Below are 26,402 nucleotides of genomic sequence, written 5' to 3'. Positions count from 1 at the left end.
TAGCAGGGGTTTTTTATTTACTATTATTTCTTATTTTTGCTGTACAATAATGAATAATGAAGTATATCCTTTTCATAATCACTTTCTTCAGCTTCGCTGCCCACGCACAGGTTGTTACAACAGAAGATACTCAAAAAAATAAAAAGTCGGGAGACACTCTGGTCATAGACTCCGGGAAGAAAGATTCCTTGATAATTTTCAAACCTACCATCAACGATTACTTGTATCAAACCCAATTTTCAGAAAAGAAAGTTTTTGATACGGTAATGACTTTTGATAAAACTTATATCTTTTCACAATATAATAACAGAGACAATTTCGGAAGAATACAACCTGCCAATATTGGCTCAGGATTCAACCCTCTTGTATTTGAAACGAATGCAGAACAGAACTTATCGTTATTACCTTCCAATAAATCTTATCTGATTTTGGGCGCAAATGATGTAAAATACTATGATGTAAAAACGCCAACGGCCACATTCATCTATCATAATGCGATGAGAAATGGAGCAGCATTAAATTCTACCTATACTCAAAATATCGGAAAAAGATTCAACTTTGCTATTGAATATATGGGACTTCGTTCACAAGGTCTTTACAGAAATTCATTAGCTGCCAATAACAATACCATATTCTCTGGACACTATGTTTCAAAAAGCGGAAAGTATGAGCTTTTTGCTCACTACCTTCACCAGAACGTCAACAATCAGGAAAGTGGAGGGATTACTGAAGATGATCTATTCCAAAGTGGAGACAGTAACTATAAGAATAGACAAAATGCACAAGTGAATCTATCTTCAACAAGTTCACAATTTGCTTATAGAAGATATTATCTGAGTCACCAGTTTACACCTTTCGATGCTGAAAAATTTCCTTTCAGTATCAGACATACAATATCTCATCAAGGGAATAAATATTATTATAACCAAAATGCATTAGAGACATATTGGTATAAGGCTTCTACAGAGTTAGTGAATGGAATGCCTTGGACAACGAAGAAATATTCAAGCAATCTGAGTAATACTTTGAGCTTAGTTTTTAATAATGAAAAGTTCAAGTTGGATGCTGGAGTTCGTTACCAGATGATTAAATTTGGGATAAGAGACGTTGTTGTTCTTAATAATGTTCCTATTCCTGGTGAGCTTAAAGAAAGCCGAATTGGAGCAGTAGGAAATTTGGAAGTAAAACTTTGGGATAAAGTACAGCTAAACTCATTCCTTGAGTTCTCCAACGGAAGCGAGTTTAAAAGTTATTTAAAAACGACAAATAATCTGAAGTTTGAGCCAATAAAAGATTACTTTGTGAATGCAAAAGTGAACTTCCAAAGCGCTTATCCATCATTTAACTATTTATTGAATACTTCAGTTTATAATAAGTTCAACTATTATCTTGAAAATGCAAAGAACCAATCGATAATGGAACTGGGTGGAAGTATCAATTTAAAATGGTTTAAAACAGAGCTTTTTGCTAACTACTTCAGAATTGATAACTATACTTATTTTGATAGCAATGCAGCTCCTAAGCAGAGTGACAATTCATTAAGTATTTCTCAGGTAGGAGGGGATGCCACTTTTAGTTATGGTAAATTCCATTTGAATACAAGACTGCATTTCCAAAATGCATTAACAAATAAAAACCTTATGCCAATGCCAAGTTTTGTAGGAAGAGCAAATTTCTTCTATCAAACGCAGGCATTTAAAAAAGCAGCAGAAATTCAGGCAGGGCTTAAAGTGTATTATTTCTCTAAATTTAGCTCCAGAGAGTATTTCCCGGTTCTTAACGAATATGTTCTTCCCGGTACAAATTCATTCTCTATCGGAGGGCAGCCTATTGCTGATCTATATATTAATATGAAGGTGAAAAAAATGTTCTTTTTCATAGAAGGGCAGCAGATTGGAACCTTTATTTCCAATAACAAAGCTTATGCATTTCCACATTACCCGGTGTATGATTTCAGATTGAATATTGGGATCTTGTGGTATTTGTTCAACTAAAAACTATATACGAGTTGAAAACAATTAACAAAATATCATTTAATGATATAGAAAGCATACCTCAATTAGTAAAAGACTTTTTGAATCAGAATATTGAGGGTTTTGAAGATAAAACATTTTCTGTAGAGCATTTTAGCCAGCAGATCCACTTAAAAAAAGATTCCTTCTCTTCAGAGCAGAGGAATATTTTATTTGATGTGTTCGAAAAGCAGTTGTCTGATCTTGATCTTTCTTCAAAACAGAAAGAAAATCTTGAAAATCTTAAACAACCTAACACTTTTACCATTACAACCGGGCATCAACTGAATTTGTTTTCAGGGCCGGTTTTCTTTGTCTATAAAATCTTGCAGACCATTAAAACCTGTACCTATCTTAAAGAACATTTTCCTGATTTTAATTTTGTTCCGGTATATTGGATGGCATCAGAAGATCATGATTTTGCTGAAATCAACCATTTTAAGACAGAGAATAATTATTATGAAATCAATGAGAAATCCGGTGGCCCTGTGGGCAGGATTCAGATTAGTGATACCTATTTCATCTCTGAATTTGAAAAAGAGTTCAAAGATTCAGTTTTTGGAACAGAACTGATCCTCATGTTGAAAGAAGCCTATAAGATTGGAAATACTTTAACACAAGCCATCCAGATTTTGGTTAATCGCCTTTTTTCTGAATTTGGATTATTGATACTGGATGGAGATTCAAGAGAACTTAAAGAACAGATTAAAGAGGTTTTTAAAGATGAGTTACGTCATTTCAGTTTACAGAAAAATTCAAAGGATAAAGTAGATTTTCTGACTGAAAAATATGGGAAAGTTCAGGTGAACCCTCGCGATATTAATCTTTTCTATCTTTCCGAAACGAGGGACAGAATTGATTTTAATGGGCAGAAATATATCGTTGTAGATACCCATATTCAATTTACAGAAGAAGAGATCATTGCTGAGCTTGAAAATTATCCTGAAAAATTCAGTCCAAATGCATTAATGCGTCCTGTATATCAGGAAAAAGTATTGCCAAATCTTGCCTATATTGGAGGAAATGCTGAAATCATGTATTGGTTAGAGCTTAAAGACTATTTTTCCAAAATAAATATTCCTTTCCCTATTCTGATTCCAAGAAACTCTATGCTTTTCTTGAAGGAGAAAACATTGAGGAAAATTGAAAAACTTGATCTTAACATAGAAGATTTTTTCCAGAATTTTACGGTGATTACCAATCACAAAATTTTGAAAAATAATCCTGTTCTAGAATTATTAGAGCAAAAAGAAGAAATGTTGACAAAGAATTTTGCTGAGTTAAAAGTATCTGCTGAAGCCACCGAAAAATCCTTTGGAAATATGGTGAAAGCAGAAGAAGTAAGACAACTGAAATCCTTTAAAAGGATGAAAAAACGTCTTCTTCATGCTGAAAAAATAAAACAAAACGAATTATTGGAAAGGCTTGAAAATCTGTTTTTAGATGTACACCCTTCTAAAACCTGGCAGGAAAGAGTTTTCAATTTTAGTGTATTCTTTTCAGATGAAGGCTATCCATGGCTTGAAAATTGTTTGGAAGAGATGGTGGTTCAAGATTCCAAATTAATAATTGTTGCCATTTAATTTTAAAGAAGTATTTTTGTAAATTATAATTATCTAATATGATAAAGAGGTTTTTTATTCTATCCAGTTTATGTATGGTTTTGGGAGTTTCAGCCCAGAAATCGCATACCGTTGTACAAGGTGATAACCCTTACAACATTGCAAAGAAGTATGGAATGACTGTAGATGAATTGCTGAAACTAAACCCTAAACATAAAGATGGCAAGCTGGCTATCGGAGATGTTTTAACCGTAAAAACAGAAAAAGCAGCAACTCAGGTTGCTCCTAAAGCTGCCGTACCTGAAAAAGTAGGTACCATTGCGGGAACTTCGGTTGGTAAAATTATTTTACAGCCTAAGCAAACCATCTATGGAATTACAAAACAATACAGAATATCTGAAACTGATTTGAGAAAGCTGAATCCTGAATTGGATTCTCATATGAAAATCGGGGATGAAATCACATTACCTCTTGCCAGCATCAAAAAATATGGTGGTGATCAGCCAACAGTAACCGCAGCAAAACCTGTAGAAACTTCTGTAGAAAAGACAGAAACTGTTACCTCTACACCTGTATCCGCTGTAGAAGGAGAAACTTATGTGATCCAGGCGAAAGATAATTATTACAGAATTACAAAACAGTTTGGAATCAGCCAACAGGATCTTTATGCTTTAAATCCAGGATTGGAAGAAAAAGGCTTAAAACCTGGTGATGCCATCAAAATAAAAAGATCCAATACAGAACCTGTAGCTGAACCAGCCAATTCAAAAACGAAAATTGATGCAGGGAATGAGAAATCTTCGACGGTTTCTAATAATGTAGTGGTTGGTGACGACTATGTTACCTATACCGTTCAGCAGGGAGATACTGTATTCTCAATTGTGAATAAGTTTGGAGTAAGTATTGATGAATTAATTGCTCTTAACCCAGACCTTTCAAAAGGATTAAAATCTGGAATGGTGTTGAAAATCAAAAAGCAGGATCCGGTATATGTTAAAAAAAGCGGTGATGCGCTAAGCGTAGTATTGATGCTTCCTTTCGGATACAGTACCAACGAAACACAGTACAGAGGAATGGCTCTTGACTTTTTAACGGGAGCTAAGCTTGCTATTGAAAGAAACGCAAGAGGAGGTCAGAAGCTGGATATTAAAGTCGTAGACTCAGGAAATGAATCCTCTTTCAAAAACTCTTTAACACAGATAAATCCTGAAAATACAGATCTTATTATTGGCCCATTCTTTAAGTCCAATGTAATTGATGTTTTAGATTTTACTAAAAATCAAAAGATTCCTGTAGTAGCACCATTTGCCAATACACCGGAATTATACAACTATAATAATTTGATTATTGTTGAAACGAATAATCAGACTTATGCAGATAAACTTGTAGAAGAAGTAAAAGCAGTATATTCAGATCAAAAAATATATGTAGTAGCAGACGCTAAAAAAGAAAATGCAAACTACATCAAGTCTGGTCTGGAAAAAGCAGTGAAAAATCCTAATATCGTTATTGTGAATTCTCCGGCAGAAATTCAATTAGATCAAAACATGATGACAGGGCAGTCTGCACCAGTGATTGCTGTTCTGGCCAATGACGAAATGGGAGACGCATTTGCCAACAGAATGATTGCTATTTCTAAAGAAGTACATGGAGTAAAAGCATTCAGTATGTTTTATTCTCCGGTTTTTGAAAAGAAAGTTGACGATTTGAGCCAGGCAAGTCTGGTATATCTGATGGACAGAAAGATCAATACAGATGGTAATTTTGAAAAAGAGATTCTAGCTGCTTACAAGAGCAAATATTGCAAGACTCCTCCAAAATATGCTATTGTAGGTTTTGACGTTGTTAATGATATGTTGACAAGAGAAAATAAAAAAGGAGAGATTTTCAAACAAATGAATAAAGTGCAGACTCAGCTTGCAACCAAATTTGAATTTGTAAAATCTAAGGCTAACGGAGCTTATGTAAACACAGGTTACAGAGTAATTAGGTTGGTACCTTAGATGATTTATCTTCGTTTAAAAGAATATTGTTAACATTATAGTTATATTTGCATAATATTTAATTCAATACATGAAAGCACTTGTATTTCCAGGGCAGGGTTCTCAGTTCGTAGGAATGGGAAAAGAATTGTATGATTCTAGAAAAGATATTAAAGATCTGATGGAATCTGCCAATGAAATTTTAGGTTTCGACATTCTTTCCATTATGTTTAACGGAACAGATGCGGATCTTAAAAAAACAGAGGTTACCCAGCCTTCAATATTTATACACTCAGTAGCAGCATTAAAAGCAGTAAACGGTCTTGGAGCTGAAATGGTAGCAGGACACTCTTTAGGAGAGTTCTCAGCATTGGTAGCGAATGGCGTTTTATCTTTTGATGATGGCTTGAAATTGGTTTCTGAAAGAGCGAAAGCAATGCAGGAAGCTTGTGATGCAAATCCAAGTTCAATGGCAGCTATTTTAGGTCTTGAAGATGCTAAAGTTGAAGAAATCTGTGCACAGATTAGTGGTATCGTAGTTCCGGCAAACTATAACTGTCCAGGACAATTAGTGATCTCAGGTGAAACTTCTGCAGTTGAAGAAGCTTGTGTAAGACTAAAAGAAGCAGGAGCAAAAAGAGCTTTATTGTTACCTGTAAACGGAGCTTTCCATTCACCATTGATGCAGCCGGCTCAGGAAAGATTAGCTGCTGCTATCGAAAACACGAAATTCAGAAAAGCTACAATTCCTGTTTATCAGAATATTACCACTACAGCAGTTACAAATCCTGATGAGATCAAACAAAATCTTATCGATCAGCTTACTGGGCCAGTAAAATGGACTCAATCTGTACAGAATATGATTAAAGATGGGGCATCTAACTTCGTAGAAGTAGGGCCAGGAAAAACTCTTCAGGGATTGATCAAAAAAATTGACAGTTCAGTAGATTCTACTTCTGCCATCTAATTAATATAATATGAGCGCGATTTTTTCACCGGGCAAGCTTATGCTTACTTCAGAATATTTCGCAATCGACGGAGCTCTTGTCTTAGCGGTACCAACCAAGCTGGGACAAGAGTTTTTCTTTGAAGAAAAAGATGATAACCAATCTTTAATTCTTTGGGAAGCCCTTCATCAAAACAAACTTTGGTTAAAGGCTGTCATTGACTATGAAAATTGGCAGATTCTCGAAACCAATATTCCATCAAGCGCTGAATTCATTTTGAAAACATTAAAGAATGTTCAGCAGCTTTCTACTACAAAATTCAAAAACGATTTTAGTTACCACTTAACAACCAACCTTCAGTTTCCCGCAGACTATGGTCTTGGAAGTAGTTCTACATTAATGAATAATCTTGCAGAATGGGCTGATATCGATCCTTTTTATCTAAATACAATCAGTTTAGGAGGGAGTGGTTATGATATTGCAGTGGCAAAAGAAAAGTCTGCCATTCTTTTTCAGAGTAAACCTGAGATTAAATATGAGAAAGCAGATTTTAATCCGTCTTTTAAAAATGAACTGATCTTTATTCACTTAAATCAGAAACAAGATAGTCGGGAAGGAATCAATCTTTATAAATCAAAAAATAAGTCTCAAGAATTGGTTGATGAATTTTCAGAAATCACAAAGAAAATTTTATTATGCAATGAATTGGAAACTTTTTCTGAATTAATGATGATTCATGAGCGTAAAATCTCCGATTTTATTGAAATTCCTGCAGTTAAGGGTAAAATGTTCCCAGATTGTCCCGTATTTGTCAAAAGTTTGGGGGCTTGGGGCGGAGATTTTGTGATGAGTGCCAAATTTGGGGGCTTTAAAGACTATTTTTGGGAGAAAGGTTTTACAACTATTTTTGAATGGGAAAATTTAATTGATTTATAATCAGTATTTTACAAGTCTGTTTTTTTATTTGTCATTCTGACTTATATCAGTATATTTAAACCACCTTTAACAAATAATTAATATTATTTTTGTTGAAGTCAATAAAGAAATAGAAAATATAAGTAAAATGAAAAACACTAAAATCATCCAGGATTTAGAGAAATTAGGGATTAAAGGAAACTATGAAGTAGTGTATAACCCTTCTTACGAAGAATTATACCAGGCTGAAGTTTCTCCTGAAAATCAGGGGTTTGAGAAAGCGGAACTTACGGAATCGGGCGCGGTATCAGTAAAAACAGGAATTTTCACAGGTCGTTCACCTAAAGACAGATATATTGTTCAGGATGATGTTACAAGAGATACAATTTTCTGGGATGGTAAAGTAAACTTACCTACTACAGCAGAAATTTTCGGGTCTTGTAAAGAACTAGTGCTGAACCAGCTTGCTGAATCTAAAAAGATTTATGTAGTAGATACATTCTGCGGAACGAATGCAGATACGAGACTTAAAGTAAGATTTATCGTTGAAGTAGCTTGGCAGGCGCATTTTGTTACTAATATGTTCATTCGTCCTTCTCACTATGAGCTTGAAAACTTTGGAGAGCCAGATTTCACAGTAATCAACGGTTCTAAAACAACAAACCCTAACTGGGAAGCTCAAGGATTAAACTCTGAAAACTTCATCATGTTCAACCTTACTGAAAAACTACAGATCATTGGTGGTACTTGGTACGGAGGTGAAATGAAAAAAGGTATGTTCGCTATGATGAACTATTACCTTCCATTAAAAGGAATGGCTTCAATGCACTGTTCCGCTAACGTAGGAGAAAAAGGTGATGTAGCTTTATTCTTTGGTCTTTCAGGAACAGGAAAAACTACTTTATCTGCAGATCCGAAAAGATACCTTATCGGTGATGACGAGCATGGTTGGGATAACAACGGAGTATTCAACTATGAAGGTGGATGCTATGCTAAAGTTATCGACTTATCAGAAGAAAAAGAACCGGATATCTTCGCTGCCATCAAGAGAGATGCACTTCTTGAAAACGTTGTTGTTAACAATGGAGTAGCAGATTATACAGACGGATCTATCACTGAAAACACAAGAGTTTCTTACCCAATCTATCATATTAACAAGATTGTATTGCCTTCTAAGGCAGGACATGCTAAAAAGATTGTTTATCTTTCTGCGGATGCATTCGGAGTACTTCCTCCAGTTTCTATCCTTAATGAAGATCAGGCTCAATACCACTTCCTTTGCGGTTATACCTCTAAATTAGCAGGAACTGAAAGAGGAATTACTGAGCCTCAGCCATCTTTCTCTCCGGCATTCGGTGAGGCGTTCCTTACATTACACCCAACAATGTATTCTAAAACATTGATCGGAAAAATGAAAGAACATGGAGCTAAAGCTTATTTAGTAAATACAGGTTGGAATGGTACTGGTAAGAGAATTTCTCTAAAAGATACAAGAGCAATCATTGATGCGATCATTGACGGATCTATCGATAACGCTCCTAAAACTCAGGTTCCAATTATGAATCTTGAGATTCCAACTGAACTTCCAAATGTTTCTACTGGTATCCTTGATCCTAGAGATACATATGCTGCTGCTTCAGAATGGGAAGAGAAAGCAAAAGATCTTGCTTCAAGATATATCAAAAACTTCGAACAGTATTGTGATACTGAAGAAGGGAAGAGATTAATTGCTTCAGGGCCTCAATTACAGGAACAAACAATCTAATCAGATTATTTATAAATACAGAAAAGCCTCATCATTGATGAGGCTTTTTTATTTTAATATTTTTTGCAATTGCTAATTAATTCATTTTGATCATCTAGTTTGTGAATAGTGTCCTTGATAATCTCTTCACTCAGGTTTTTGACAATAAGAAAATGGCTTGAAGAAAAGTAAGGAGCTGTTTCAAGGATATTATCCAAATATTTTGGAGTGGTAAAGGTTAACCAATATCTATCATTATTCGAAAATGTGATGGTTACTTCTATGTTATCAGATTCCGGATCTATTATTTCATCATCTATATGAATTGATGTTATTTCCGGTTCACTATCTGAGCTAAAATAAAATTTTGAATACCATTTAAGTTTATTTTCATCATTACAGATCCTTATATTTCCAGAATCTGAATTTATTCCTTCAATAATATAGGATTTTCTCTTTGTGAGCTGGCTGGAATAAACTCCTATAGCAGTACAATAAACTTTATCCTTTATCTTCATATGTTTTGTAGGCAAACTTATTTTAAACTCAGTATCGCCAATCTATATCCATCCATTCCAAATCCGGATAAAACAGCATCAGTATTAGCTGCTGTAACAGATTTCTGTCTGAATTCTTCTCTTTTATAGATATTACTGATGTGAACTTCAACCTTTGGTTTCTGAATGTTCTTTAGGCAATCTGCAATGGCATAGGAATAATGGGTAAAAGCTCCCGGATTAATCACAACAGCATCAAAATCATCTTCCTGAAGTCTGTTGATTAATTCTCCTTCAATATTGGATTGATAATAACCTAGTTCATGAGTTTGGAACTCCGATTTTAAGTTTTCCAGATAAGTTTCCATGGAGATGTTTCCATAGATTTCAGGTTCCCGGGTACCTAAGAGATTTAGGTTTGGCCCATTTATAATCAAAACTTTCATTCTATAAAATTAAAAAGTTTTTTCAATTAAAGATCAAAAACTTTAGAATCTCTCATGTTTTAATAATTACATTATTGATAATGATATTTATCATGTTTAATAATATGGCAATCATTGTAATTCCTTTTTGTAATGGGTTTTAATAAAAACTTATGTTAATTTTTGAAAAATTATCATGAAAAAACAATAAGTCTACTTGTTTTATAGACTAAAAGTTTATAGCTTTGCAACCATATTTCGATCGGCTTATAAAGAAAGATGGAGGGAACTGACCCTGCGAAATCTTGACAACCTGCATTGTGTAAGGTGTTACATTCAGCCTTTAAAGGAAAAATAAGCATTTGGTTTATCGTATTTATCGATGCCCTTTGCTGACTTTTCAGTAAAGGGCAAAATTTTAATATATGGTAAACAAAATTGATTATGATTAATAAAAATTTATTTAATTCTAAAGTTTGGATTCCACCAGTTGCTGTATTTTTTCTGGGAATTGTAAGTGTCAATGCACAGAACTCCAAACCTAAAAAAGATACTCTTAGAGAAAAGGAAATTGATGAAGTAGTAGTGGTAGCTTATGGAAAAGCGAAAAGAAACAGTTATACCGGATCGGTAGCAACAATTTCCAGCGATAAAATCAATAACAGACCTGTAACCAATGTTACTAAAGCATTGGAAGGGCAAGTTCCCGGAATTCAGGTTACGGGTGCTTCGGGACAACCTGGAGCTACTGCTACCATCAGAATCAGAGGAGTAGGTTCGGTAAGTGCTTCCAGTGAACCATTATATGTTGTAGATGGGATTCCTTTTGACGGAAATATCAATGGAATCAGCCCCAATGATATAGAATCTATCAGTGTACTAAAAGATGCAACAGCAAGTGCATTGTATGGTTCCAGAGGGGCAAACGGAATTATTATTGTTACTACAAAATCCGGTAAAAAAGGAGAAGCGAGAGTGAACTTTAATATAAGCCAGGGATTCTCAGGCAGAGCCGTAAAAGACTATGAACAAGTAAATACTGATCAGTATTTCCAATTATACTGGGAGGCAATGAGAAACGGATATCAGTCTGGTTCAATTTCTGCACAGCAGGCAGCGCAGATGGCGACGGATAATATTATTTCTAATTTAGGGATTAATCCTTATGGAGCTAATTATCCAAAACCAATAGGCACTGACGGAAAGTTATTACCGGGAGCAAGAGCTTTATGGAATGATGACTGGAGAGATGTCTTACAAAGAGTAGCTTCCAGAAATCAGGTAGATCTTGATATCAGTGGCGGAAGTGAGAAAAGTAATTACTTCTTTTCATTAGGATATCTGGATGATAAAGGAATGGCCATTGAATCCGGATTTAAAAGATATAATACAAGGTTAAAGATTAACTCAGAAGTTAAAAAGTGGCTGAATGTTGGGGTGAACTTAAGTTATACCAACAGTATTCAACAGGCACCGAGTTCTTCAGATTCTAAAGCAAGCAATATTATTCAGGCTGCGAGAGCAATCCCTTCTTTCTATCCGTACTTTGAAAGAAATCCTGACGGCTCTTACGTATTAGACGCTGATGGAAACAAGGTGTATGATTTTGGGAGATACAGACCTACGGCAGCACTTCAGAATCAGAACTTAGCGGCAAGCTTACCATTGGATAAGAATGAAAATAAGATTGATAACTTTTCAGGAAAAGGTTTTATGGAATTAACGTTCCTTCCGGAATTGAAATTTAGATCAAGCTTTTCTGTTGATTTGGTAAACTATAACGAGCATTATTATACGAATCCACTTCTTGGCCAAGGAAAAGAGACCGGAGGATCTGTAAGAAAAACCAACAGCAGAACGCTTTCTTATACTACCAGTAATATCCTGACCTATGATAAAAAGTTTGGTAAGCATCATATTAATGTTTTGGGAGGTCATGAATTTTACAAATATGATTACCAGATTATTTCAGGAAGCAGACAAGGATTTTCATTACCTAACTATTATGAGCCTGACGCAGCTTCTTTATTGGTAGATTTCGGCGGAAATAGTGATAAATTAAGTTTATTGAGTTTCCTTGGAAAAGTGGAGTATGATTTTGATAATAAATATTTCTTATCCGCATCAACAAGAGCAGATAGTTCTTCCAGATTTTTAAAAAATAACAGATGGGGAACATTTTGGTCTGTCGGCGGATCTTGGAAACTTTCAAACGAAGAGTTTGTTAAAAACCTGAATTTCTTTAATCTATTAACGTTGCGTGCAAGTTATGGAGGACAAGGAAATGACAAATTGCAAAAGCCAAATGGTTCAGCTCTTTATTATGCTTACCAGGAATTATACAAAGATTCACCGCTTGCTGGTGAGCCCGGAAAAACATTAGAAAAAGTAGGTACTCCTAATCTGATGTGGGAAACTAACCTTAACCTGAATGTAGGGTTAGAGTTTGCGATTCTTAATAACAGGATTAAAGGTAATGTAGAGTATTTTGAAAGAAAAAGTAAAAACTTGCTGTTTAACGTACCAGTGGCTCCGTCTTTAGGAATTAGTGACTATCCAGCCAATGTAGGGACAATAAAGAATACCGGTTTTGAATTTTCATTGTTTACCACACCTATTAAAACTGAAGATTTCCAATGGAATGTAGATGTTAACCTAAGTACTTTAAATAATAAAATTACAAAATTGCCTAATGGGCCACTTGTGGTTGGGACGACTAAGCAATTGAATGTAGGAGGTTCTGTATATGATTTTTACATTCAGGAATGGGCAGGGGTAGACCCAAGCAACGGAAAACCATTATGGAAGACCATTACAAAAGATGCCAATGGAAACCAGGTAGAAGGAACAACATCCGAATATGCTAAAGCTACAAAAATATTACAAGGTTCCGCTTTACCTAAGCTAACTGGAGGTGTGAGCACAAGTATCAATTATAAAAGCTTTGATTTTTCAGCTTTATTAACATTTAAAATTGGTGGGAAGATTCTGGATTCAGATTATGCTTCCATCTTACATAGCGGAAACTTAGGCGGACGTGCATGGGGAACAGAAATGCTAAACAGATGGACTCCGGACAATCCTTATACAGATGTTCCTGCTTTAAGCACGAAAACCAACAACTGGACATCAACGTCTACAAGATTCCTTTATTCAGGGACGTATGCAAGGCTGAAGAATGTAAGTTTAGGATATACGCTTCCATCTGATTATTTTGAAACATTAGGGTTGAAAAAGTTCAGAATTTATGTTCAGGCAGAGAACCTTCTGACATTCTACAAACATAAAGGAATGGATCCTGAGCAGGCATTGGATGGGACAACTTATTTCAGATATCCGGCAATGAGAACGATCACTTTTGGTCTTCAGGCAACTTTCTAACTTTTAAAATTTAAACAATGAAAAATTTAAAATATTTATCTTTTGCTTTAATAGGATTATGGTCGCTTACAAGCTGTGAGAGTGAAATGGATACCGCACCTACAGATCAGGCTACCAGTGAAGAGGTTTTCAAAACAGCTGAAAGTGCGGAAACGGTAATCAACGGAACATGGGCAAAATTCAATAATGACGGAACTACTTTTGCTAATATTGGATATTCCACTGTTTTAAGAGCAAGTGATGCGATGGGAAGCGATGTTGCTGTATTAACTAATAAATACGGTTTCGCATCTACCTACGATTTTACTGAAATGGTGAACAATACAGTGTCTCGCCCGCTATTTATCTGGACGATGTTGTATTCCACCATCAATAATATGAATAATGTTATTGCGAAAATTGATGCAACGGAAGGAAGCCAGGCGAAAAAAGATCAGGTAAAAGGCCAGGCAAAAGCATTACGTGCTTTTTGTTATCTTAATATTGCCAGCTTTTATCAATTCAGCTATCTTAAAGATAAGTCTGCATTAACGGCTCCGATCTATACAGAACCTTCAACGACAAGTAGCGTAGCAAAGAAAAAATCAAGCCTTGAAGATATTTATACTCTGATTAAAAGTGATCTTACGGATGCTGATAATCTGTTGAAGAACTATACAAGAAATACCAAGGATAAAATTAACCGTAACGTTGTAAACGGTATCTTGGCAAGGGTTTATCTGAATACAGGAGAATGGAGTAAAGCTGCTGTTGCGGCAAAAACGGCAAGAGAAGGATTTCCTTTGATGGCTCCGGAAAAGTATAAAGATGGATTCAATGATATTAATAATGAAGAATGGATTTGGGGAAGTAGACAAACTCAGGAACAATCAGATGGAAGTTATGCTTTCCACTATCTGGATGTATCTTCATCGGGAAGCTATTATTACAGCTTTATGGCAGATCCCTATTTTCAGAAATTGTTTGATACCAATGATATCAGAACTCAATTGTTCTCATGGGATAATCTTCCATCAAGAGAAGGACTGTTGAGATATGCTAAATTTAAATTTAAGTCAACACTTATTGCAGATATTGTCTATATGAGAGCCGCTGAAATGTATCTGATTGAAGCAGAATCAGAAGCCAGAAATGGGAATGTAGCTCAGGCAGTAACAGCTTTAAATCAATTGAGAGCCGCAAGAAAAGCTAATGCTTATACAGGTTCATTAGTACAGAATGATGTTGTGAACGAAATCTTGATTGAAAGAAGAAAAGAATTATTTGGAGAAGGATTCTCTCTATCAGATATTATCAGAACACAAGGGACAGTGGTGAGAAAGCCATTTGTAGATGGAGAAGGAAAACCGATCAAAGTTCAGATTATAACCTCTAACGGAACGATAAAAACAGTGGATGGTAAAGGCCATACAGTATTTGACCTTCCTAATAAGACCCAATTTGTTCCGAACAGCCCTTATTATTTATTCAGTATACCATTGAAGGAGATTGAAAATAATCCCAATTTATAATAATATACAGTCCAATAATTAGATTTGATTTTTTAGCCACCGCTTTTGCGGTGGTTTTTTGTTTCTATCCCCAATGCAATTATTTTTCTTTAGTGGAATATGTTATGCACTTTGGTAAAAAGTAATACAAATATCACTCTCATCAAATAGTCCATTTTCAGAGAGAATAAAATCAAATTTTTTATCTGGAAATAGATGATAAAGCCTCATCTTCCAAAATTCCAGAATATATAATCCTATTTTCTTATGAGCTTCCGGCTCGTGAGATTTGATGTCTTCGGAAAAATAAAATACATCTGAGATAGAAAGATTGTTGATATATTTTTCCTTTCCTTGCGGGGTGTTGTCAAATCTATTTTTATCGTTTTCTCTATAACCTTTAAAATGGGATAGTAAGTAAATGTTGCCATCGATCTCAATAAAATCAGGACTTATCACTTTCATTACAAGTACTATTTGCTCGATTGTTAAAGTGTATCCCATATATGCCAAATCAGATTCTAAATTATTTTCTGTTATAATTCCTTTGTGTATAGTCATCATTTCCGAAAAGTCTATTAATGGATGGAGTATTTGATTCTGTATTTCTAGCAAAGCTAGGTTTTCTGCCAGAAAATATATTACTAAATGCTAAAATATGTATGTTTGTTCCTCTTTCTAATAAGATTCTACTTATTTTAAACAGCAATTGTTATTTAGTATTCCATTGAAGGAAATTGAAAATAATCACAATTTATAATCTACAGTCCGATACTTTCCCAAGTACAGTTGTCTTAGAATCGGCATGAGTAATACTGGCACTGACAAAAGTTTTATAAATTATTTACCTTGAGATCTGTAATATACCAAAGAGTCAAAAGTCTTCATAAATTTATTGAAATTGATACTCTTTACACTATCAAATTTTTCTCTTTTTTCAATAAAATAATGGTATTGCAATGATAACAACCTTTTATTTGTTCTGATTTTAATTCTATCGGACATATAAATAGAATTGGTTCTTTGTCCTATTTTTGTGTTGTCATTGATAAGATGAATCTGGTTCTTGTCAAAGCTTTCTTTTAAAATTGCCCAATCTTTTTCTGTTAATTTAAACCTAAGGGTATCAGAGGTATCCGGTTCAATCTGAAGATTTGATGTATAAATATCAGTTCCAAGAATAGTAGAGAGATTTCTACTTGGGGTTAATATAGTAATATCTTCGCTTAATGTTTCCTTTCTCTCACATGAAAATAGGATGAAACAGAATCCTATGAGAAGTATATTGATCTTGAATAATTTCATTTAAATGTTGAGTATTTATAAAATTGTATAAAGAATAAAAAATATCTAAGTCATCAATTTACTTCTAAAACTTAACTTTTATGCTATCCTTGATAACAAAATTATCCAGATAAATTTTAAAATACATATGAGATAAATGAGTCTTTTTGATCTTACAAAGGTAAGAACATTATTTGGGTGATCACAGAAAGTGAAAAATGGTATTTGTTTTGATAATTGGAAAATTACTGTTGGAAGCATAGTCTGATTGTAAAAACTGTATAAAAGACTTTAGAATTCACCCTGCTCTCCGAAGTTTCCCGACTTTGGAGAATGTTTATAAATTACTTTTATTTTTTGACTCAAAGTCTGGAGACTGTGCCTAGCGGAGGTTTTTTGTTGAAATATAAAGAGATATTTGAATAAAAACTGTCTCATTGATGAGACTGTTTAAATGTTATAAGTTATTAAATTTCATTATCTTCAAAAGACTCTTCAATAAAATTAATAAATTCTTTAGTTGTATGATGCAAGAGATCATAGTAGAAGTAGGCATGTTGTTTTAATAGATCTCCGAACTCTTCTGAGATATACATTTTAACCATGTCATTTTCTAAGAATTCTTTTTCTATCATATATTTAAGAGAGAATTCTAATTCACTTACCTTAATTGAATTTTCAGCATATCTATACTTTTCGAATGAAAAAACGGGTGGATTAAAGAAAGGATGTACAAACTTGTTAAATACAACGATATTTTCTATTTTCTTATCTGTTACTTTCTTAAAAATGATAAGTTTATATTCAGGTTCTTCCCATTTTCCTTTTCTAAAATTGGTTTTACAAGATTGATAATCGGTTTCAATCCCTAAATAGAAACTTCCTTTAAAGGGGCGATATTTAATTATCTTTTTGCCCAAAACTAATTTCTGTGAAAAGTCAGGAAACTTTAGATCTAAAAGATCCTGATAATATTGAATCCAACTATCTACATTGAAAAAAGCAGCATTTGCTAATGCCGTAAACATTTTTGCTTTTGGTACCAGCTTTTCTTCAAAACAATCAAAACAGGAAATGGTTTTGTAATGATTCATTTCTTCTTTGTCTGCCCAAAATAATTCTTTTGAAAAATTTTGAATTTGGTGTGTAAGATCAGTAATCACCCACGAATCATCAATTTTTTGTCCATCAACATATTTATACTGACTATATCCAGGAATTTTATTATCAAAAGTAACATCTGTATAATCTACAAAAAATTCTAAATGAGAAAGTCGTTCTTTCAAAAACTCGATGTGCGGATCAAGATCCTCGTATTTTATGCGGGGGTCAAGAATTTTTTGAAACAAAGTACATTCTAAATACGTATTTTGAATTGTAAGAATGTATTTCAGCGTTTCTTCAGAAAATTTTCCTTCATTCAGTTCTATATGTGAAAATTGATTCATATTTTAAGTTGGAATGGGTCATGGAGTAATTCTAAATAGGTTGGGTCCAATGGCTGCTACTCCCATTTGATTAATCTGTTGTATTGTAGTTGAAGATTTAGTAAGCATTTGTGTTTGTCTCAAAGGATCGGACTCTGCAGGAGCACAATTTAAGCAATTATAATAAATTATCCTATTATTTAAAATTCTAAGGATTTACCATTTTAGAAAAAAACTTTACCTTTGTAACAATGAACCTGTTAAGATGGATACTGGCAATTTATTTCATGGCGTTATCACTGATGCCATGTGAAGATGTGTCTCATCCATTGAACTCAGGAAACAAAAGTATTTCTTTAAGCATTTCCGAGACTCATTCTACAGACAAAGGAGATATCTGTTCTCCATTGTGTGCCTGCAGCTGTTGTCAGATGACGGTTTCAGCATTTAAAATGGATCCGTTATTGGAAATCCCTGAGCAGATTCCTGCTTATTTTTCAAAGAAAATCTTATTTCATAAAAACGATTTTGCCTACCAGGTATACGATCCTATCTGGCAACCTCCTAAAATTTAATTTTATTGACTGTTAGAAAGTTATGCTTTCTAAGCCTGCGTGAAACTTTGCAATACCATTGCAGAGGTTTTCATGATATTTTTGCTGCAGTATTCTATACTGTATGCTCGTATTTTCAATAAAATTAAATAAAAATCGTGTTAGATAAAATCATAAAATTCAGTATCAAGAACAAGGTTATTATTGGTATTATGACATTGGTACTTGTCATTTGGGGAACATGGAGTGCTACCAAACTACCCATTGACGCTGTACCGGATATTACCAACAATCAGGTTCAGATCATTACTGCATGTCCTACATTGGCAGGGCAGGAGGTAGAACAATTGGTCACCTTTCCCATTGAACAAAGTATTGCCAACGTTCCGGATATTCAGGAAACAAGAAGTATTTCAAGATTCGGACTGTCTGTTATTACAGTAGTCTTCAAAGAAAATGTGGATGTTTACTTTGCCAGACAGCTTATCAATGAACAGCTGAAAAATGCTGTAGAAGAAATTCCCAAAGGAGTGGGAACTCCGGAATTAGCTCCTGTAAGTACAGGTCTTGGAGAAGTATATCAATATATTCTTCACCCTAAAAAGGGAAGCGAAAAGAAATATAATGCAAAGGAACTGAGAACGATGCAGGACTGGATTGTTCGAAGACAGCTTAACGGAACTCCGGGAGTGGCTGAGATCAACAGTTTTGGAGGAGAATTAAAACAATACGAAGTGGCTATCGATCCCAACCGATTAAAGGCAATGGGAACAAGCATTACCGAAATATTCACAGCCCTTGAAAAAAATAATCAGAATACGGGAGGAGCTTATATAGATAAAAAGCCCAATGCTTACTTTATCCGTGGAATCGGACTGGTAACTTCCCTGGAAGATATTAAAAATATTGCCGTTAAAAATGAAACAGGAAGTGTTCCGATTTTCATCAAAGACGTAGCTGATGTCCGTTTAGGAAGTGCAGTACGTTATGGTGCTTTAACATACGATGGAAAGGTAGATGCTGTAGGTGGAGTAGTGATGATGCTAAAAGGAGCCAACAGTAATGAAGTAGTGAATAACATCAAGGCAAAAATTCCTACCATTCAGAAATCACTTCCTGACGATGTGGTAATAGAGCCATTTTTAGACAGAACAGATCTAGTAGGAAGAGCTATCAGTACGGTTGAGAAAAACCTGATCGAAGGAGCTCTGATTGTTATTTTCGTGCTTGTGGTGTTCCTTGGAAACCTGAGAGCCGGGCTTATTGTGGCATCAGCCATTCCGCTTTCCTTATTATTTGCTTTGGGAATGATGAATGTGTTTGGTGTAAGTGCTAACCTGATGAGTCTTGGAGCAATAGACTTCGGGTTAATTGTTGACGGTGCGGTGATCATTGTAGAAGCGACTTTACACCATTTAGGAGTAAGGAAATCTATGAGAACCTTAACACAGTCTGAAATGGATGAAGAAGTTTTCCTTTCTGCCTCAAAGATCAGAAGTAGTGCCGCATTTGGGGAAATTATCATCCTGATTGTATATATCCCGATTCTTACTTTGGCTGGTGTAGAAGGAAAAATGTTTACCCCAATGGCAAAAACAGTTGGATTCGCCATTCTTGGAGCATTGATTCTTTCCTTGACTTACATTCCAATGATGAGTGCCTTATTCTTATCTAAAAAAGTATCACACAAAGAAACTTTCTCTGATAAAATGATGAACTATCTTCAGAAGATCTATCAGCCATTATTACAGAAAGCGATTAAAGTAAAATATATTGTTGTTTCAGCAACAATAGCGGTTTTTGTGATCGCAGCATTTGTCTTTAAAAACATGGGTGGTGAGTTTATTCCTCAATTGCAGGAAGGAGACTTTGCTTTTCATTGTATATTGCCACAGGGAAGTTCACTCAGTCAGAGTATAGAAACCTCAATGCAGGCTTCCAGATTGATCAAACAATTTGATGAGGTTAAAATGGTCGTTGGAAAAACAGGATCTGCTGAAGTTCCTACAGACCCGATGCCGCCTGAAGCCACTGATATGATTGTCGTATTAAAGCCGCAAAGTGAATGGAAAACCAAAAAATCCTATAATGAACTGGCAGATGAGATCAGTGAAAAACTGGAAACTATTCCTGGAGTATTTTTTGAGAAAAATCAGCCTATTCAAATGCGTTTTAATGAATTGATGACCGGGATCAGACAGGATGTTGCGGTGAAGATCTTTGGAGAGAACTTAGATTCATTGGCGGTGTATGCTGATAAAGTGGGTAAGATCATTCAAACAGTAGATGGAGCAACAGCGCCGCAGATTGAAAGAGTAAGCGGTCTTCCTCAGATCAATGTACAATATGACAGAACAAGAATTGCCAATTACGGATTAAATATAGAAGATGTCAACAATGCAGTAAGTACAGCCTTTGCAGGAAAAGCTGCCGGACAGGTTTTTGAAAACGAAAGACGTTTTGATTTGGTAGTCCGCTTAGACAGTCTTCACAGAACAGATATTTCCGATGTGAATAACCTGATGATCACCTCAGCGACAGGAGCTCAGATTCCATTGTCACAGGTTGCCAATGTGAGTTATAAACTTGGGCCTGCACAAATCAGCCGTGAGCAAGGGAAGCGTAGAATCGTAATAGGATTCAATGTGAAAGGACGTGATGTGGAAAGTGTGGTAAAAGATATTCAGACCAAACTGGATAAAGTAAAATTGCCATCCGGATACTACTTTACCTATGGCGGACAGTTTGAAAATCTTCAGGAAGCCAGTAAGCGTCTGATGATCGCGGTTCCGGTTTCATTGCTGCTTATTTTTATGCTGTTGTATTTTACCTTCAAATCTTTCAAACAAGCTGCTTTGATCTTTACGGCCATTCCGATGAGTGCTATTGGAGGTGTCTTTGCCCTTGTTGTAAGAGATATGCCATTCAGTATCAGTGCCGGAATTGGGTTCATTGCATTATTTGGAGTCGCAGTTCTTAACGGAATTGTATTGATCGGAACTTTTAACCAGCTTGAAAAAGAAGGTGAAACAGATATTTTAAAACGTGTTTTTGAAGGAACAAAAACCAGATTAAGACCTGTTCTGATGACCGCAACTGTTGCTTCTCTTGGATTTTTACCGATGGCTATTTCTACAGGAGCAGGAGCGGAGGTACAGAAACCTTTGGCAACCGTTGTGATTGGCGGGTTGGTAACAGCTACATTCCTTACCTTATTTGTATTGCCAATGCTGTACATTATTTTTAATACAAAGATTTTGAAAAGAAAAAATAATAATCCTCAGTCATTTACTATCGTTCTTGTATTGGGATTAATGATGCTTGGGCAGACCTTTAAAGCGCAGTCCAGACCAATTTCTGTGGAAGAAGCAGTTCAGATGGCAGTCAATAATAATTTGACTTTACAATCAAAAGATTTAAGCATTAAATCGGCAGAAGCTCTACGTCCAACGGCTAAGGAGCTTCCCAAATTAAGTTTTGATGCCCAATTGGGACAATACAACAGCCCAAAATTTGACCAGTCTTTTGCGATTTCACAGAGCATTCCTTTTCCAACTTTATTTAAAGCCAGAAAAGAACTCATTAATGAAAATATCAAGAGCAAACAGATCGATAAGGAGATTACGACCAATGAATTGATAAAAGACGTTCGTACTTACTATTATCAGATCGAATATCTTCAGTACAATAAAGAAAAGCTGACCAGTTTAGCAGGTTTTTATGAAGAATTTATCAGAATTGCAACAGTAAGATTTAAAGCAGGTGATATCAAAAAAATTGAGATCAACACTGCAGAAACTCAAAAAGGAGAAATTGATCTGTTATTAAGACAGAATGAAGTCTATTTGAATAATGCCTATAAAAATCTAAAAACACTTCTGAATACCTCAGAAAATCTCGAAGTGCCATTCAACGCAAACTATGAACCATTGAAAGCTGAAAATGTTTTGGATAGTAATGTCGTAGCAAATAATCCTACGGTAAAAGCTTTCTATCAGGAAATGGAAATTGCAGAGAAGAATAAAAAGGTAGAGAAAGCTACAGGGTTACCAGATTTTAGTTTGGGATATATCAATCAGTCATTGATAGGTCTTCATACCATCAACGGACAGGAGAATTTTTATGGTTCAGGAAAACGTTTTCAGTCAGCAACAGTAGGAGTAGCTATTCCATTGACTTTTGGAGCTACAAAAGCCAGAATGCAGGCGTTGGAATATGATAAACTAGTAGCAGAAACGAATGCGAAAATGCAAAAGAAGCAGCTTACAGCCCAATTGGAAAACGCTTTCAATCAGTATCAGCAGGATGTTCAGCAATATGATTACTATACCAATCAGGCATTGCCAAATGCTGAAAAAATTGTAAAAGCAGCTCAGTTAGGTTATAAAACAGGAGAAATTTCTTATGTAGAATATCTTTTTGCCCTACAAACAGCAACGAATATTCAGTTAAAATATCTGGAATCTATTCAGCAGGTGAACCAGGCTGTAGTAACCATTAATTCAATCATTAATAAATAATATGAAGTCGATTGTGTACGACCTTAGACTCAATAAAAATTCAAATATGAAACTCAAATATAACATCATAGCCCTTGTATTCATTTCTCTGTTGGCAGTAAGCTGCGGAAAAAAAGAAACTGCAGAAGAAAAAGCACCTGAAAAAACGGAACAGAAAGAACAGGCACATGAAGATGAGGCACAAACCATTGCTTCTCTTACAGAAGAGCAAATGAAATCTGTTGGAGTGGCTTTGGGATCGGTAGAAATGAAAGAACTGACCTCAACGATTAAAGCCAATGGTCTTTTGAGTGTTCCTAATAGTAATAAAGCAACCATTACTTCTTTGTATGGGGGAATTATTAAAACAATAAACATCCAGGTAGGAAGTATTGTAAAAAAAGGACAAGTAATTGCAACCATTGCTAATCCTGAATACATCCAGCTTCAGGAAGATTATTTAACCACCAACAGCAGAATTACCTATGCTGAACAGGAGTTCAGAAGACAAAGAGAACTTTTTGATAATGATGCCGGTGCTAAAAAGAATCTTCAGAATGCTGATGCTGAATTGAAAACCCTAAGAACGAAAAGAGCCTCCCTTTTAAAGCAGTTGCAGATGATGGGAATCAATCCGGGAAATGTAAACAATGGAAATATGAGATCCGGTTTGGTGATTACGGCTCCAATCAGTGGCACCATTAGCGGAATTACTGCACAGATAGGAAGTTATGTGGATATTTCTTCTCCTGTGGCCACAGTGATTGATAACGGTTCTATTCACCTGGATCTTCAGGTATTTGAAAAAGATCTTCCGAAAATGAGAGTAGGACAGATTGTACATTTCAAACTGACAAATAACCCTGAAACAGAATATGATGCCAAGATTTACAGCATTGGATCTTCTTTTGAAAACGAAAGCAAGACCATTTCAATGCACTGCGAAGTGATCGGAAATAAAACAGGACTGATTGATGGAATGAATATCACAGGGATCGTAAGCCTTGATAAAAGTGTTACCCCTGCAGTTCCTACCGAAGCTATTGTAGAAGCAGACGGAAAATTCTATGTCTTTATTCAAACCGATAAAAAGGCAGAAGAAGAACATGATGAAAAAGGGAAACCTCATCCGAAAACTTTAAACTTCGAGAAAATAGAAGTAGTGAAGGGAACTTCAGATATGGGCTATACTGCCATTACGCCTGTCGGGAATATTCCGGACAATGCTAAAATTGTAGTAAAAGGAGCCTTTTTTGTAAATGCTAAATTAGTAAATTCAGGAGAGCACGAACATTAATGAAGGAGATCAGAATCAGTAAAATGTCGATTTTTATACGTAAATTAGAACTGTTTACGGACTTATTATAAAAACCGACTGAGGAAAGTAAAGATTATCTTACAAACTTTAATACATGACCTATTTATGCTATTAAACAAAAAAATATCAGTCTGGTATTTCATCCGTGAAATAAAATCTCAGATTCTGTTCATCGGAATATTTGCCGTAGCTATTGGACTCTTGGATATGTTGCCATGGTTTCGAAAAATTTCACTTCCACTCAATATTCCTGCACTTTTAGGAACAGCGGTCTCACTACTGCTGGCATTCAGAACTTCTCAATCTTATGAAAGATGGTGGGAAGCAAGAACGGTTTGGGGGGCTATTGTGAATGATTCCAGAAGCTTTGTAAGGCAGGTGATTCAATTTTTACCTGCTGAAGATCATAAAATGGTTAGAGAATTTGCAGAACGACAGATCATCTGGACTTATGCTTTGGGAGAATCGTTGAGGAAATTACCTTTTTCAGATAAAGTTCAGGATTATTTGAAGGAAAATCAAATCAATGCTGTTAATATCCCCAATGCTCTTCTGGATGCGCATTCAAAGCAACTTAAAGAAATTGGATCTTCAAAATTGACAGATTTTCAGCAAATGCAGTTAAATGATATGGTAACAAGGCTCTGCGACAGCATGGGGAAATGTGAAAGACTAAAAAACACCGTTTTTCCGAGATCCTATAGTGTTTTAGTGCATACTTTGATCTATGTGTTTGCGATAATCCTTCCATTTGGGCTGGATGATTCACAATTGATTGTAGAGATTCTCATTACTTTCCTGATTCCGATTGTATTTATTATCATAGAGAAAACATCCATCATGATGCAGGATCCATTTGAGAACAAACCGGTGGATACTCCGGTGACCTCTCTGGCTCAAACCATAGAAATCAATATCAGACAAATGATGGGAGAGCAAAACGTTCCTTTGAAAAAAGAAAATACATCTTATTATGAAATGTAAATAAGCCATTAACTATGGAAAACACCCAAACACAAATACAGACTCCCTCCGCAGCAAGCAGACATAAAAAAAACTTGCTGATTGTACTTTGCCTCAGTGGTACCTATCTTATTGCTGAGGTGATAGGCGGAATTGTTACCAATAGTCTAGCATTACTTGCAGATGCTGCACACATGCTGACTGATGTTGTAGGTTTATTGCTGGCCTTTATAGCTATAAAAATAGGCGAGAAAAAAGCAGATCCTTCCAGAACATATGGATATTATCGTACCGAAATATTAGCAGCAGTTATCAATGCTGTCGTTTTGTTGGGAATTTCGATATATGTTTTGTTTGAAGCTTACAAAAGATTTCAGAATCCACCAGAAGTACAGAGTAAATCTATGTTGATTGTGGCAGGGATTGGATTAGTGGTCAATATTGTCGGAATGATGATCCTTAGAAAAGATTCAGAAGGGAGCCTGAATATGAAAGGGGCTTATTTTGAAGTGCTTTCTGATATGCTGACTTCCGTAGGAGTGATGATTGCCGGAATTATTATGCTGACAACAGGCTGGTACTATGCAGATCCATTGATTTCAGCAGCCATCGGGTTATTAATATTCCCCAGAACATGGCGATTGTTAAAAGAAGCAATCAATGTATTATTGGAAGGAACTCCTGCTGATGTAGATATCCATGCACTAAGAAAATCATTGGAGCAGGTTCAGGGCGTGAAAAATGTGCATGATCTGCATGTATGGTCACTGACTTCCAGTGTCAATGCCATGAGTGCTCACGTGGTGAAAGATAGAGGAGTTTCCCAAAATCAATTGTTAAAAACGCTGACGGATACTACTGTTGAAAATTTTAAAATAAGCCATACAACATTTCAGATCGAGGAAGAAGGGTACGAAGAAAATGAAGTACATCTGTAATATTTTAAAAGATTAAAAATGAAAAAAGATATAGAAAACAAACTCATCGATAAAAATACGAAGCCTACCAGTATGAGGATTTTGGTCTATGATTTTTTAAGCTCGCAGGACGCAGCATTGTCCCTGTCTGAAATAGAAAATCATTTTGAGAATGCAGACCGAATTACCATTTACAGAACATTAAAAACCTTTGAAGAAAAAGGAATCGTTCACGGCATTCAGGAAAATACCACCACAAAATACAAGTTATGTGATGACGATTGTGATGAGAAGACACATAAAGACTGGCATCTTCATTTCTATTGTAAAATATGCAAGCAGACTACCTGTAAAGAAGATATTTCCTTCCCGGAAAACATACAAACCAATTTCCGAATCGATGAAATAAGGCTTTTTGCTAAAGGAATCTGTGAAAATTGTCTTGAAAGTTTGCAATAGCATTGCATCAGTCTCACCATTAAATT

The 26,402-nt window shown here is 35.3% G+C and carries 19 protein-coding genes and 1 riboswitch; of the genes, 14 read left to right on the top strand and 5 right to left on the bottom strand.

Features of this window, described 5'->3' with window-relative positions:
• Nucleotides 1–56: 56 nt before the first annotated feature.
• The 6 genes from GTR01_RS06345 to pckA all read left to right on the top strand — a co-directional run bounded on the left by GTR01_RS06345 (nt 57) and on the right by pckA (nt 9,183).
• A complete protein-coding gene (locus tag GTR01_RS06345; RefSeq protein WP_160137023.1) occupies nt 57–1,994 on the top strand; it encodes a putative porin in 1,938 nt (645 codons plus the stop codon).
• 14 nt (nt 1,995–2,008) lie between these two features.
• The gene (bshC, locus tag GTR01_RS06340) at nt 2,009–3,595 is read left to right on the top strand and encodes a bacillithiol biosynthesis cysteine-adding enzyme BshC (protein ID WP_160137022.1); all 1,587 of its coding nucleotides are present in this window, start codon (nt 2,009–2,011) and stop codon (nt 3,593–3,595) included.
• Nucleotides 3,596–3,633: 38 nt separating this feature from the next.
• The gene (locus tag GTR01_RS06335) at nt 3,634–5,577 is read left to right on the top strand and encodes a LysM peptidoglycan-binding domain-containing protein (RefSeq protein WP_228452170.1); all 1,944 of its coding nucleotides are present in this window, start codon (nt 3,634–3,636) and stop codon (nt 5,575–5,577) included.
• Between the two features lie 70 nt (nt 5,578–5,647).
• Complete coding sequence (gene fabD / locus GTR01_RS06330; protein WP_160137021.1) at nt 5,648–6,523, top strand: ACP S-malonyltransferase; 876 nt, start codon at nt 5,648–5,650, stop codon at nt 6,521–6,523.
• Between the two features lie 10 nt (nt 6,524–6,533).
• Nucleotides 6,534–7,439 (top strand): GYDIA family GHMP kinase, encoded by a 906-nt coding sequence (locus GTR01_RS06325; RefSeq protein ID WP_160137020.1) that lies wholly within the window; start codon nt 6,534–6,536, stop codon nt 7,437–7,439.
• Between the two features lie 127 nt (nt 7,440–7,566).
• Nucleotides 7,567–9,183, top strand: a complete 1,617-nt coding sequence (gene pckA, locus GTR01_RS06320) for a phosphoenolpyruvate carboxykinase (ATP) (RefSeq protein ID WP_160137019.1) — start codon at nt 7,567–7,569, stop codon at nt 9,181–9,183.
• Nucleotides 9,184–9,236: 53 nt separating this feature from the next.
• Here pckA and GTR01_RS06315 read toward each other — a convergent pair whose 3' ends face one another.
• Both GTR01_RS06315 and GTR01_RS06310 read right to left on the bottom strand, forming a co-directional pair.
• Nucleotides 9,237–9,680, bottom strand: a complete 444-nt coding sequence (locus GTR01_RS06315) for a hypothetical protein (RefSeq protein ID WP_160137018.1) — start codon at nt 9,678–9,680, stop codon at nt 9,237–9,239.
• 17 nt (nt 9,681–9,697) lie between these two features.
• The gene (locus GTR01_RS06310) at nt 9,698–10,105 is read right to left on the bottom strand and encodes a type II 3-dehydroquinate dehydratase (protein ID WP_160137017.1); all 408 of its coding nucleotides are present in this window, start codon (nt 10,103–10,105) and stop codon (nt 9,698–9,700) included.
• 243 nt (nt 10,106–10,348) lie between these two features.
• Nucleotides 10,349–10,445: riboswitch (SAM riboswitch) on the top strand.
• Nucleotides 10,446–10,528: 83 nt separating this feature from the next.
• Here GTR01_RS06310 and GTR01_RS06305 point away from each other — a divergent pair.
• Nucleotides 10,529–13,465 (top strand): SusC/RagA family TonB-linked outer membrane protein, encoded by a 2,937-nt coding sequence (locus GTR01_RS06305; RefSeq protein WP_160137016.1) that lies wholly within the window; start codon nt 10,529–10,531, stop codon nt 13,463–13,465.
• A gap of 17 nt (nt 13,466–13,482) precedes the next feature.
• Entirely contained in the window at nt 13,483–14,976 is a 1,494-nt protein-coding gene (locus GTR01_RS06300; protein WP_160137015.1) for a RagB/SusD family nutrient uptake outer membrane protein, read from the top strand.
• Nucleotides 14,977–15,078: 102 nt separating this feature from the next.
• Here GTR01_RS06300 and GTR01_RS06295 read toward each other — a convergent pair whose 3' ends face one another.
• From GTR01_RS06295 to GTR01_RS06285, 3 genes are all read right to left on the bottom strand, one after another.
• Nucleotides 15,079–15,519, bottom strand: a complete 441-nt coding sequence (locus GTR01_RS06295; RefSeq protein ID WP_160137014.1) for a hypothetical protein — start codon at nt 15,517–15,519, stop codon at nt 15,079–15,081.
• A 276-nt stretch (nt 15,520–15,795) separates the two neighbouring features.
• Complete coding sequence (locus tag GTR01_RS06290) at nt 15,796–16,260, bottom strand: hypothetical protein (protein ID WP_160137013.1); 465 nt, start codon at nt 16,258–16,260, stop codon at nt 15,796–15,798.
• 446 nt (nt 16,261–16,706) lie between these two features.
• Complete coding sequence (locus GTR01_RS06285) at nt 16,707–17,687, bottom strand: hypothetical protein (protein ID WP_160137012.1); 981 nt, start codon at nt 17,685–17,687, stop codon at nt 16,707–16,709.
• A gap of 230 nt (nt 17,688–17,917) precedes the next feature.
• Between GTR01_RS06285 and GTR01_RS06280 the strand changes: the two genes are divergently transcribed.
• The 6 genes from GTR01_RS06280 (at nt 17,918) to GTR01_RS06255 (ending at nt 26,376) form a co-directional block, all read left to right on the top strand.
• Complete coding sequence (locus tag GTR01_RS06280) at nt 17,918–18,241, top strand: DUF6660 family protein (RefSeq protein WP_160137011.1); 324 nt, start codon at nt 17,918–17,920, stop codon at nt 18,239–18,241.
• Between the two features lie 137 nt (nt 18,242–18,378).
• The gene (locus GTR01_RS06275; protein ID WP_160137010.1) at nt 18,379–22,740 is read left to right on the top strand and encodes a CusA/CzcA family heavy metal efflux RND transporter; all 4,362 of its coding nucleotides are present in this window, start codon (nt 18,379–18,381) and stop codon (nt 22,738–22,740) included.
• 46 nt (nt 22,741–22,786) lie between these two features.
• A complete protein-coding gene (locus GTR01_RS06270; protein WP_160137009.1) occupies nt 22,787–24,016 on the top strand; it encodes an efflux RND transporter periplasmic adaptor subunit in 1,230 nt (409 codons plus the stop codon).
• A gap of 126 nt (nt 24,017–24,142) precedes the next feature.
• Nucleotides 24,143–25,021 (top strand): bestrophin family protein, encoded by an 879-nt coding sequence (locus tag GTR01_RS06265; RefSeq protein WP_160137008.1) that lies wholly within the window; start codon nt 24,143–24,145, stop codon nt 25,019–25,021.
• Between the two features lie 14 nt (nt 25,022–25,035).
• Nucleotides 25,036–25,938: a cation diffusion facilitator family transporter gene (locus tag GTR01_RS06260; protein WP_160137007.1), complete on the top strand. Its 903-nt coding sequence runs from the start codon at nt 25,036–25,038 to the stop codon at nt 25,936–25,938.
• Between the two features lie 18 nt (nt 25,939–25,956).
• Nucleotides 25,957–26,376, top strand: a complete 420-nt coding sequence (locus GTR01_RS06255) for a Fur family transcriptional regulator (RefSeq protein WP_160137006.1) — start codon at nt 25,957–25,959, stop codon at nt 26,374–26,376.
• Nucleotides 26,377–26,402: the final 26 nt, after the last annotated feature.

Source organism: Chryseobacterium sp. c4a (genome assembly GCF_009900745.1).
Lineage (GTDB): Bacteria > Bacteroidota > Bacteroidia > Flavobacteriales > Weeksellaceae > Chryseobacterium.
This window is presented reverse-complemented; position numbering and strand designations above follow the sequence as displayed.